The 11,417-nt window shown below is 69.3% G+C and carries 8 protein-coding genes; 7 read left to right on the plus strand and 1 reads right to left on the minus strand.

Annotated elements, in window-relative coordinates:
* Positions 1-2: 2 nt before the first annotated feature.
* The 7 genes from NL241_RS16175 to NL241_RS16205 are packed head-to-tail and all read left to right on the plus strand — an operon-like array spanning position 3 to position 7,399.
* Positions 3-1,817, plus strand: coding sequence for a DUF2207 domain-containing protein (locus NL241_RS16175; protein WP_494398074.1), 1,815 nt, complete (start codon positions 3-5; stop codon positions 1,815-1,817).
* A complete protein-coding gene (locus tag NL241_RS16180; protein ID WP_494398075.1) occupies positions 1,811-2,347 on the plus strand; it encodes a LemA family protein in 537 nt (178 codons plus the stop codon). Before NL241_RS16175 ends, NL241_RS16180 begins: the two co-directional genes overlap by 7 nt.
* Positions 2,348-2,379: 32 nt before the next feature.
* Complete coding sequence (gene fmt / locus NL241_RS16185) at positions 2,380-3,309, plus strand: methionyl-tRNA formyltransferase (RefSeq protein WP_494398076.1); 930 nt, start codon at positions 2,380-2,382, stop codon at positions 3,307-3,309.
* The gene (locus NL241_RS16190; protein ID WP_494398077.1) at positions 3,306-4,706 is read left to right on the plus strand and encodes an RsmB/NOP family class I SAM-dependent RNA methyltransferase; all 1,401 of its coding nucleotides are present in this window, start codon (positions 3,306-3,308) and stop codon (positions 4,704-4,706) included. Before fmt ends, NL241_RS16190 begins: the two co-directional genes overlap by 4 nt.
* A gap of 10 nt (positions 4,707-4,716) precedes the next feature.
* Positions 4,717-5,397, plus strand: a complete 681-nt coding sequence (rpe, locus tag NL241_RS16195) for a ribulose-phosphate 3-epimerase (protein WP_487693600.1) — start codon at positions 4,717-4,719, stop codon at positions 5,395-5,397.
* The gene (gene ribD / locus NL241_RS16200) at positions 5,394-6,398 is read left to right on the plus strand and encodes a bifunctional diaminohydroxyphosphoribosylaminopyrimidine deaminase/5-amino-6-(5-phosphoribosylamino)uracil reductase RibD (protein ID WP_487693602.1); all 1,005 of its coding nucleotides are present in this window, start codon (positions 5,394-5,396) and stop codon (positions 6,396-6,398) included. Before rpe ends, ribD begins: the two co-directional genes overlap by 4 nt.
* Positions 6,399-6,430: 32 nt before the next feature.
* A complete protein-coding gene (locus NL241_RS16205) occupies positions 6,431-7,399 on the plus strand; it encodes an endonuclease/exonuclease/phosphatase family protein (protein ID WP_494398078.1) in 969 nt (322 codons plus the stop codon).
* On the opposite strand, the gene NL241_RS16210 is transcribed toward NL241_RS16205, so the two are convergent.
* On the minus strand, positions 7,366-11,229 hold the full coding sequence (locus tag NL241_RS16210; RefSeq protein WP_494398079.1) for an alpha/beta fold hydrolase: 3,864 nt from the start codon (positions 11,227-11,229) through the stop codon (positions 7,366-7,368). The genes NL241_RS16205 and NL241_RS16210 overlap by 34 nt on opposite strands.
* Positions 11,230-11,417 lie beyond the last annotated feature (188 nt).

The raw sequence follows: 11,417 nt of genomic DNA on the forward strand, positions 1-11,417 counted from the left end.
GCATGGGGTGGTTCTGGCGGATCGCCAGGTGGTCGATCCTGTTGGCGCTCACGGTTTTCGCCGTACTGTGGCCACTGCTGTTCACCGGCTCCTCCTCGCCGGGCACCCTTGCCGAGGATCCGGTGGTGTTCACCCACTACTCGGCCGAGTTCGTCATCGACCGGGACGGCAACCTCGACGCGACGGAGGCCATCGTCGCCGAGTTCCCCGACGACCGGCACGGACTCTTCCGCTACTGGGATGTGGCCAACCAGAACGATTCGCGGGTTCGGCAGGAGCCGGAGAACATCTCGATCACCCTCGACGGCGATCCGGTCAGCTACCAGATGCTGTGGGAGGACGGCGAGCGGTTCCGGGTGGCCAAGATCGGCGATCCCGACCGGTACCTCGACGCCGGAACACACGTGTTCGAGGTCCGTTACACCATCGCCGGTGTGCTGGACCCGTCCCGCACCGGTGCCGGTAAGACATTCGCCACCCGGAACGGAATCCCGGACGTGGCTTCGTCGGTCTTCTACTGGAATGTCATCCCGCCGGGGTGGAACAACGTCATCGAACGGGCGCGCATCTCGGTGAGCCTGCCCGGACCGGTGCCCGGGGCGCAGTGCAGTGTGGGACACGGCACCGGCGAGGCGTGCGATCTCCTGGAAGTCGATGGCGACACGGTGTCCGTCCGGGCCGGCGATCTGGCGCCGCGCACCCCCATCACCGTGCGCGCCGGGGTGGAGGTGCCCACTCCGCCGCGCGACGAGGTGCCGTGGTCCTTTGCCTGGGACCGGGTACTCGGGCGTTCCGAGGCGACGCTGGTGTGGGTGGCCGCGCTCACCGCTGTCGGCGCCGCCCTCGCGGTGGGCCTGTTCCGCATGACGGTGGAGAAACCCCCCGGTTTCCCGCTGCAGTACGCACCGCCGGAGGGGCTGGGGCCGGTGCAGTTCGAGTACATCCGCACCGAATCGGTGCCCAAGAACGGGCTCACCGCGACGCTGTTCCATCTGGCCGAGCGTGATCTGGTCGAGCTGCACCAGGTCAGCGAGACCAAATGGGCGGTTCACGGCCGGGCCGAACCGGGGGCCTGGGGGTCGGTGGATCCGGTCGGCGTCGCTGTCGGTTCGGCGCTGAAGGTGATGCGACCCGGAACCGAGTTCCACGCCAACGGCACCGAAACCGCCGGAAAGAAACTCTCGAAGGCCAAGAAGGACATGGCCGATGCCGTCGAGAAGTGGGCCTCCGAGAACGGGCTGCTGGTGAAGCGCCGCGGTGAGCTGTGGGTGCGTGCCGCCAACGCGCTGGCCCTGCTCCTAGCGGTCATGGCAGGCCTGCGCTGGGGGTTCGCCGGCACGGTCTGGGTGGTGCCGTTCGCGGTGGTCTTCGTGCTGACCGCACGATCGTGGCGGGCCGGCGTTGGGAGCCGGCGCACCCCGGCGGGGCGCGAATTGTGGTCGCGGGCAGGCGGATTCCACCGTATGCTGGCCACCGATTCGGCCGAGGCGCGTTTCGACTTCGGTGCTCGCCAGGATCTCTACTCCGCCTACGTGCCCTACGCGGTGGCCGCGGGTGTCGCGGCGCTGTGGGCGCAGAAGTATCAGGCGACCACCGGAGTGCCTGCGCCGCAACCGAACTGGTATTACACCGCCGGTGGGCATCAGACACTGGTCGGCAGCTCGGGCCCGGATTTCGACAGTTTCGAATCAGCGCTGTCCTCCTCGATCAGCGCCTACACCGCATCGCAGTCCTCGAGCAGCAGTGGCGGCGGCAGCAGCAGCAGTGGTGGCGGTGGCGGTGGTGGGGGCGGCGGAGGAGGAGGCGGTTCATGGTGACGGTGGTGCTGGTCCTGGTGCTGGTGATAGCGGTCGCGGTGCTGGTCGTGTTCGTGACCGGCTACAACAAACTGCGCGCGGCCGACGTCCGCGTCGCGGAGGCCCTGGGCGGTATCGATGTCGAACTCACCCGCCGGGCCTCGCTGATTCCGAGTCTGGTGCACACCGTGCAGTCGTTCGCCGCACACGAGCAGGGGATCCTCGAGCGGGTCACGGTGGCGCGGGCGGCGCTGGATTCGTCGGTGCATGGACCGTCGGTGGCCCAGCGCAGCGCTGCCGAACAGCAGTTGGACGCCGCGCTGGGGCAGGTGCTGGCGCTCGGGCAGTCGTATCCGCAGCTGAACTCGTCGAACAACTTCCTGGACCTGCAACGCAACCTCACCGACACCGAGAACAAGCTGGCTTTCGCGCGGCAGTACTACAACGATGCGGTGGCGACGGTGAACAAGCTGGTCAGCACCATCCCGTGGATGTACGTCGCCGGCCGGGCGGGCGTCTCCGAGCGCGAGTACTACCAGACGCCCCGGTAGGGGACGGCCGTCACCGTCTCTAGACTGGCTCGGTGCGTCTCGTGTTCGCCGGTACCCCGGAGCCCGCCCTGCCGTCGCTGCAGCGGCTGATCGACTCGCCGCGCCACGACCTGGTGGCGGTGTTGACCCGTCCCGACGCGGTGTCCGGGCGGCGCGGCAAGCCCACGCCGTCGCCGGTGGCGCAGCTGGCCGCCGACCACGGCATCCCGGTGCTGCGGCCGGCCAAACCCAACGCGCCGGAGTTCGTCGCCGAACTGGCCGAGCTCGAACCCGAATGCTGCCCGGTGGTGGCCTTCGGCGCGCTGCTGGGAGCCGATCTGCTGGCGACACCTGCGCGCGGCTGGGTCAACCTGCATTTCTCTTTGCTGCCCGCCTGGCGTGGAGCCGCGCCGGTACAGGCCGCGATCGCCGCCGGTGACGAACTGACCGGGGCCAGCACCTTCCAGATCGAGCCCAGCCTGGACTCGGGCCCGCTCTACGGGACGGTCACCGAACCCATCAAACCCACCGATACCTCCGGCGATCTGCTTGCCCGCCTTGCCATTTCGGGTGCCGCACTGTTGGAGTCGACGCTGGACGGCATTGCCGAGGGAATCCTGCGACCGGTGCCTCAACCCGCCGAAGGGGTGAGCTTCGCCCCAAAGGTCACCGTCGAAAGTACCCGGGTGCGTTGGGATCTGCCGGCACACGTGGTGGACCGCAGGATCCGCGCGGTGACTCCCAAACCCGGTGCCTGGACCATGATCGCCGACACCCGGATCCGCGTCGGGCCCGTCACGCCGATCGACGACGACCCCGGCCTGGCGCCCGGTCAATTGCAGGTGCAGCGACGTCAGGTGCTGGTGGGTACCGCATCGGGGCCCGTGGCCCTCGGAACCGTCCAGCCGCCGGGCAAAAAACCGATGAATGCCACCGACTGGGCGCGCGGCGCCCGTCTCGACGAGACGGCCCGGGCATCATGAGCGCGCGACCGCCGCAGCGCGGTAAACGCAGCGGGCCGCCGAAACGGCCGAACCGCACCCCGCTGGATCCGGCGCGCCGGGCCGCCTTCGACGTTCTGCGGGCGGTGTCGGACAACGATGCCTACGCCAACCTGGCGCTGCCCGCGCTGCTACGGGACCGGTCGATCACCGGCCGCGATGCGGCCTTCGCCACCGAACTGACCTACGGCACCTGCCGTACCCGGGGACTGCTGGACGCCGTGATCAGTTCGGCCGCCGGCCGCCCGATCACCCAGATCGATCCGGTGCTGCTGGATCTGTTGCGGTTGGGTACCTACCAGCTGTTGCGCACCCGGGTCGAACCACACGCGGCCGTGGCCACCACGGTGGATCAGGCGGGGATCGAATTCGACAATGCCAGAGCCGGATTCGTCAACGGTGTGTTGCGCACCGTGACCACCCGTGACGAGCAGGGCTGGGTCAACGAACTGGCTCCGCCGGCCGCGACGGATCCGGTGGGGCGGCTGGCCTTCACCCACGCCCACCCGCGCTGGATCGCGCAGGCTTTCGTGGACGCACTCGGGACACGGGCAGGCGAACTGGAGCAGCTGCTGCGCAGCGACGACGAACGACCGGTGGTGCATCTGGCCGCACGACCGGGAGAGCTGACCGCAGCGGAACTGGCGGACGCGACCGGCGGTCAGGCCGGGCGCTTTTCGCCGTATGCGGTGTATCTGTCCGGGGGTGATCCCGGCAGCCTCGCACCCGTGCGTGACGGCCATGCCCTGGTGCAGGACGAGGGCAGCCAACTGGTGGCCCGGGCGTTGACGTTGGCACCGCTGGAGGGGCCGGACCAGGGGCGCTGGCTGGATCTGTGTTCGGGCCCCGGCGGCAAGACCGCGATGATCGCGTCGCTGGCACCCGAGGGTGCCGTGGTGACCGCGGTCGAACCCGCCGAGCGCCGTGCTGATCTGGTGGAGCAGAACACGGCGGGGCTGCCGGTGGAGGTGGTGCGCCGCGACGGGCGTGACAGCGGGCTGGAGCCGGGCTTCGATCGGGTTCTGGTGGACGCGCCCTGTACCGGCCTGGGGGCGCTGCGGCGCCGTCCCGAAGCGCGGTGGCGCCGCACCCCTTCAGACGTGCCGGCGTTGACGAAGCTGCAACGCGAACTGCTGGCCGCCGCGATCGCACTGACCCGGCCGGGCGGAGTGATCCTGTACGCCACCTGTTCACCGCACCTGGCCGAGACGGCCGGGGTGGTGGCCGACGCGCTGCGGCGTCATCCGGTGACGGCGCTGGACACCCGGCCGCTGTTCACCCCCGTCGACGATCTCGGTGACGGCCCCCACGTGCAGCTGTGGCCGCACCGGCAGGGCACCGACGCCATGTTCGCCGCTGCGCTGCGCAAGGGCCTTTAAGGTGGGCTCCATGCGTTCGTCCTCGGAGCCGCTCATCGCGCCGTCCATCCTGTCCGCTGATTTCGCTCGCCTCGCCGATGAACTGACGGCCATCAAGGGTGCCGACTGGGTGCACGTGGATGTGATGGACGGTCACTTCGTGCCCAACCTGACCCTGGGACTGCCGGTGGTGGAAAGCCTGCTCAAGGCCACCGACATCCCGATGGACTGTCATCTGATGATCGACGATCCCGGTCGCTGGGCGCCGCCGTACGCCGAAGCCGGGGCCTACAACGTGACCTTCCACGCCGAGGCCACCGATGATCCCGTAGCTGTGGCACGGGACATCCGCGCCGCCGGCGCCAAGGCCGGGCTGTCGGTGAAACCGAACACCCCGCTGGAGCCGTACCTGGAGATCCTGCGTGACTTCGACACGCTGCTGGTGATGTCGGTGGAACCCGGCTTCGGCGGGCAGAGTTTCATCCCCGACGTGCTCGACAAGGTCCGCACCGCACGCCGGCTGGTCGATTCCGGCGAGCTGACGGTGCTCGTCGAGATCGACGGCGGTATCAACGCCGACACCATCGAGATGGCGGCCGAGGCCGGTGTCGACTGCTTTGTCGCCGGATCGGCGGTCTACGGTGCCGAGGACCCCGCGGCGGCGGTGGCAGCCCTGCGTCGCTCCGCGGGTGCCGCCTCGCCTGCGCGATGACGCCGGAGGCCGCGATGCGCCTGGCCATCGAGCAGGCGGAGCTGGTCAAAGGCACGACCTACCCCAACCCTCCGGTGGGGGCGGTGATCCTGGACCGCGACGGCGAAGTGGCCGGGGTCGGGGGCACCGAAGCGGTGGGCGGGGCTCATGCCGAGGTGGTGGCGTTGCGGGCGGCCGGGCAGCGGGCCGCCGGAGGCACCGCGGTGGTGACCCTCGAGCCCTGCAATCACCACGGCCGGACCCCGCCCTGTGTGGATGCGCTTCTGGCGGCGGAGGTTTCGGCGGTGGTGTACGCCGTGTCCGATCCGAACCCGGTGGCCGCCGGGGGCGCCGACCGATTGCGCAGTCATGGTGTCGACGTGCAGACGGGCCTGGACGCCGACGCGGTGTCGGGCGGCCCGCTGCGCGAGTGGCTGCACCGGCAACGCACCGGCCGACCACACCTCACCTGGAAATACGCTGCGAGCATCGACGGCCGCAGCGCGGCTGCCGACGGCTCCAGCCAGTGGATCACCGGAGAGACCGCGCGCGCCGATGTGCACCGGCGGCGGGCACACGCCGACGCGATCGTGGTCGGCACCGGAACCGTGCTGGCCGACGATCCGACGCTGACGGCGCGGCTACCCGACGGATCGCTGGCCGGGCATCAGCCGTTGCGGGTGGTGGTCGGTGAACGGGAGATCTCGTCGGAGGCCAACGTGCTCAACGACGACTCGCACACCATGGTCATCCGCACCCATGACCCGAATGAGGTGCTCAAGGCGCTGTCGGACCGGACCGACGTCATGCTCGAAGGCGGTCCCACGCTGGCCGGTGCGTTCCTGCGGGCCGGTCTGGTGGATCGGATCCTGGCGTATGTCGCCCCGATCCTGTTGGGCGGGCCGATCACCGCCGTCGGTGATGTCGGAGTGCCCTCCATCGGGCGGGCCCGGCGCTGGCAGTTCGACGGGGTGAGCGCGATGGGCGCCGACCTGTTGATCTCCCTGGTGCCGGAGGCCTGATCGCGCCCCGCCGGGCGTGACACTATGGACGGGTGACGTGGTTCCGGCGGGTGATGACCGTCCTCGGCGCAGTGTGCCTGGTGGTGGGTATTGCCGGAATCACAGCACATTTCATCGATCCGGTGAGCACCACAGCGACGATCATCGCCTCGTTCACCCCGTTGGCCGTCGTGTCGGCGGTGGTCGCCGGTGTGCTGTTCGCGGCCTCGCGCCGCTGGATCGCGGCCGCACTGACGCTGGTGGTCACCGGGGTGGGTGTCTGGTCTCAGGTGCCGCTGTATCGCGCGGAGGCGGCCACGGGCGACTCCGCGGCCGATGACCTGAGGGTGATGCAGGCGAATATCATGCTGGGACAGGCCGATCCGGACGCTCTGGTCGATACGGTCCGGACCGAGCACGTGGATGTACTGACCGTGATCGAACTCACCCGCGGAGCTTTGTCGCGTCTGGACGCCGCGGGTCTGCGCGACGTACTGCCGTACGCGGTGACCTTCCCCCGGGGCGGTGGTGGGGGAGCGGGTATCTACTCGCGCTACCCACTGGCCAATGCCGAATCGCTACCGGGTCTCGAATTGCACAATGTGCGTGCCGAACTCAGCATGCCGGGCCACGAGCCCATCGCGATGTACGCGCTGCACCCGGTTCCCCCGTACCCGGAACCCGCGTGGCGCTGGGCCACCGATCTCGAGCGGTTGCGCACCTTTCTGGCCGCCGACCCGCGGACACTGGTGATCGGTGCGGATTTCAACTCGACGTTCGATCACAAGCGTTTTCGTGATCTTCTCGCCGGATCCGGCGCGGCGGGGACGCCGGGCCTGCTGGATGCCGCCGAGTACGTGGGGGCCGGGATCGTCGCCACTTATCCGGCGAATCGCCGCATTCCGGCGGTGCTGGCCATCGATCGCATCCTGACCCGCGGGGCCACCCCGGTCTCGTTCCGCCGCACCGACATTCCGGGATCGGATCACTACGGCGTGATCGGCGACATCCGCTTCACCTGAGCACTGCCCGCGTCGCGGATCAGCCGGGCCACGTCGGCGACGAAGGGTTCGCGGATCAGGGAGTGGTGATCACCCGGCACCCGCGTCACCTGCAGTTCACCGGTCAGGATGTGCGCCCACAACCGGGGGTCGTCCTGGTTGAGATGGCTCAGCATCAGCAGGGTCCGGCCCGCCCACGGTGCGGGGCGGTGCATGAGCCCGACCCGGACACCGACTTCTTCGAGGGCCTTGGCCTGCGCCTCGCGCTCGAACTGAACGATGCCGGCCAACGGCACCCGCAGCCGTCGCGCCCAGAGCTCACGTCCACGCAACGGGGGTGCATCGAGGGTCAAGGTGGCGTCGGGCAGCCGGCGGCGCACCTCGCGTACCGCGCCCGGGGGCAGGAACGGATCGAGCAGCGCGACGAGTTCGACGGTCTCACCCTCACTTTCGAGCCGGCGCGCCACCTCCAGCGCGATGAACCCGCCGAGGGAATGGCCGATCAGCGTGTACGGGCCGTGTGGCTGGAGCCGGCGCAGATCCTTGAGGTGTCGACGCGCGGCCCGGACGATCGTCCAGTCCGGAACGCCCCGGTTTTCCAGGCCATGGGGTTGGAACGCATAGATGGCTCGGTCCGGTTCGGTGTGACCGGCCAGGGACGTGAACGTCAGCGCCGACGCGCCGGCGCCGGCGAAACAGAACCAGGGCGGGGTGGTGGTCGAAACCGCCGGTACCCGTAGCGCGACCGTGGTCGACGCCAAGCTGCGCGCCGGCAGCCGATCCGATTGCAGCCGCGCCGAGACGGTGGCGGTGAACTCGGCGACGGTGGGTGCGCCGGCGAGGTCGGCCTGGGTGAACATGACGCCGAGGTGATCCTTGATCCGGACCAGGATCTGCGCCACCGTCAGCGAGTCTCCACCGAGTTCGTAGAAGGTCTCGGTGCGACCCACCTCGTCGAGGGCCAGTGCCTGGGCCCAGATGGCGGCCACGGTGCTCTCGAGGCCGGGCAGTGGCGGAACAATCTCTGCTCGAAGGGGTTTCGGCAGCGCCATCCTGTCGACCTTGCCTCGTTCGGTGCGCGGCAGCGCCGCCATGATGACGATGTGCGCCGGCACCATCCACGCCGGCAGATCCTGGTGCAGCCGGGTGCGGATCTCGGCCACCGACGGTGTACGCGCTCCGACGGCCGGCGCCACGTAGGCGTTGAGCACCTGATCGCCGGAACCTGACCCGGCTGCGCGTGCGACCACCACGGCCTCCCGGATGTCGGGGTGACGCGACAGGGCGCTCTCGATCTCGGCGGGCTCCACCAGGTACCCGCGGATCTTCACGGCCGTGTCGGCCCGGCCGCGCAGGACGAGGTTTCCCTCCGCGTCCCACCTGCCGATGTCGTTGGTGACGAAACTTCGCTCGTGGCCGTGGTGTTCGAATCGGGTGGTGGCGGATCCGGCGTCGAGGTAACCCCATGCCACGTACGGTGAGGTCACGGTGACCAGGCCGTCGGCGTCCAGGCTGATTCGCTTGTGCGGCGCCGGTTTTCCGGCGGGGATCGGTCCATCGGGAACGGGGTCGCCGGGGCGGACGTCGAACGTCGCGATCGCGAGGGTCTCCGAAGAGCCGACCCAGTTGGTGAAGGTGGCGGCCGGCGCGATGCGGCGGGCGGCGTGCACGCCACCGGCCTGGACGGCTTCGCCGGTGGTCACCACCCGCCGTACCTGCGGCAGTGTGCGACCCTGCGCCGCGTCGCTGACGCTCTGCACGAAGGTCGGGGTGCAGACCACCACGTCGGCGCCGGTGGCGTCGAGGTGATCGAATGCCTGTCCGGCAGTCAGGTCGCGCGGGTCGAAGGCGATCACCTCAGCGCCGCACAGCAGTGACCCGAGCAGGATGTTGAGCCCGGCGGCGAAGCTGATCGGCATGCAGACCGCCACCCGGGTGCCGACACCGATGCCGAATTCCGAGCCGAACAACTGGGCGTCGGCCAACCACATTCCGTGAGTGTGCAACACCGCCTTCGGGACACCGGTCGAGCCCGAGGTGATCTGCACACTGCTGATGGTGTGGACGCCTCTACCCGATGTGTCGCAGGGCTGGACCCGCGCTGCCGGCTCGGCCGTGGGCCAGATCGCGCAGGCGGAGTCCAGGGCAACGGCTTTCGACTGGTCGGCCGCGTCGGTGATGAGCGCCGCGATGCGGTACCCATTGCCCTGCAGCGCTTCTATCACGCGGTCGGTTCGGCCCGGCGGCAGCGCCGGGTCCAGGGGCACGAGAACCCGGCCTGCGCTGAACATTCCCAGTACCGCGGCCACCGATCGGAGGGTGAAACCGGCCTGCATGAGTACCACCGCGCGGCTGTCGCGCAGTCGTTCGGCGGCCGGCGCCGTGAGCGCCCACTCGTCGGCGGCGGAGGCGAGTTCGCGGTAGGTGACCCGTCCGTCGAGCGTGTGCAGCGCCACCCGTTCGCCGTGTTCGCGGGCGACGTCGGCGAACGCCGCGGGCACCGTTGATTCGTCCGGGATGGTGAAGGATGCAGCGGGTTGCGCGGAACACGAGGACATGGGCGGCTTTTCACTCACGGGAGGAGGGGACGGGGCGGGGGACAGGCTGTTGTGACGCCGGACCCGGCGCAACAACCGGGCGACGGGAACGGCGATGATCAGGGTCGAGATCAGTTCGGCGGTCAAGTAGGTGTAACCGACGCCGTTGATGCCGAGTCGGGGGGTGGTCAGCCACACCCCGAGGACAACGACGGTCCCGACAATCAGCTGCACGCCCACGGCCAAGCGGAGGCGGCGTTGCAGGCGGGCCAGCGCGGTGTAGATGGTCAGCAGTGCCACCGACGGCAGCGTCAGCGCCATCAACCGGATGAGGTCGGTGCCTTCGGCGGCATAGTCGGGGCCCATGATGCCGAGTACCAGCGGCGCGCCGACCAACAGCACCACTGCACCGGCGACCGCCGCACCTGCACTCATCAGCGCGAATCGTGTGGTGGCCGAACGCAAATCGGTTCCCGGCGTCGAAGCGGTGGCAATGAACGGAGCCGCCGTGGCACCGATCAGTACACCGACGGTGTTCACCACGAGCCAGCACATCGAGAAGTAGGCATTGGTCTCGGTGCCGAGCATCCCGACGATGATGAGGGGGACAAGCAAGGGCACCACGATGCCGACCGCGCTGATGGCGTACGAGCTGGCGAAGAACTGGAGAAGTTCGCGTCGTTGCGGCAGTGCCGGTGGCCCTGTCCGCCTGAGGGTTTCGGGCCTGATCACCCCGACGGCGAACCAGGCCGAGATCACCGCGGCAGGACACACCCAGGCCCAGACAATCGCCGAACCCGTGGCCAGCGGTATCAACGCGGCCACCGCGACGAGCTTGCACACCGATTGTGTGACGTTCTTGACGGCGATGGAACGGGCCCGGCCCAGCCCGATGAGCACCTGATCCTGGATGGCGTAGATGGCCAGCACGGCGACGAAGCCGGGGAACAGCACCGCTTCCGCCGAACCGGTGAAGAGCTGTTCACGCGGTCCCACCGCCAGGAACACCGCGCCGAAAGTCAATGCCGCGCCGATCACCACCAGCATTCCCCAGCGCACGTAGCGGCGGCCGTGTGCACCAGAGACCGGAAGGAACCGTTCGTACAAGCTGCCCAGGCTCAGATTGGCCAGGATCGCCACCAGCGTGGCCGACGAGATGATGGCCGATGCCCGGCCCACTTCCGCGGCGCTGTAGCCACGGGCGGCCAAGGCCCAGAAGACAAAGCCCAGGGCGCCGGTGGCGACGCTGGACGTCATCACGGCCATGATGTCGATGCCCAGAGCGGCTTGCCGCCGGGGTGCCGAGTCAGCCATGGTGAGCAAAGTAGGTGCGTCTTGCCGGAGTTGCGCGGCGGGGAGCGCTGTGACGCCCACTGCGCCATGGTGCACCGCCGCGGCGCGCAGTCGGCGCGCCGGGCTTCGGCGAGCGGGCCCGGCGCCGGTGTGGGCCACCCGACAGCGCATATCCTCGACTTTCCGGTAAAGCAACAACTTTGGATGAA

The organism is Mycolicibacterium sp. SMGY-1XX, from assembly GCF_059132455.1.

Coding starts and splice junctions, on each gene's coding strand:
- rpe (WP_487693600.1), top strand. CDS start 4,717: ATGCGTTCGTCCTCGGAGCCGCTCATCGCGCCGTCCATCCTGTCCGCT.
- NL241_RS16210 (WP_494398079.1), bottom strand. CDS start 11,229: ATGGCTGACTCGGCACCCCGGCGGCAAGCCGCTCTGGGCATCGACATC.
- ribD (WP_487693602.1), top strand. CDS start 5,394: ATGACGCCGGAGGCCGCGATGCGCCTGGCCATCGAGCAGGCGGAGCTG.
- NL241_RS16175 (WP_494398074.1), top strand. CDS start 3: ATGGGGTGGTTCTGGCGGATCGCCAGGTGGTCGATCCTGTTGGCGCTC.
- NL241_RS16190 (WP_494398077.1), top strand. CDS start 3,306: ATGAGCGCGCGACCGCCGCAGCGCGGTAAACGCAGCGGGCCGCCGAAA.
- NL241_RS16180 (WP_494398075.1), top strand. CDS start 1,811: ATGGTGACGGTGGTGCTGGTCCTGGTGCTGGTGATAGCGGTCGCGGTG.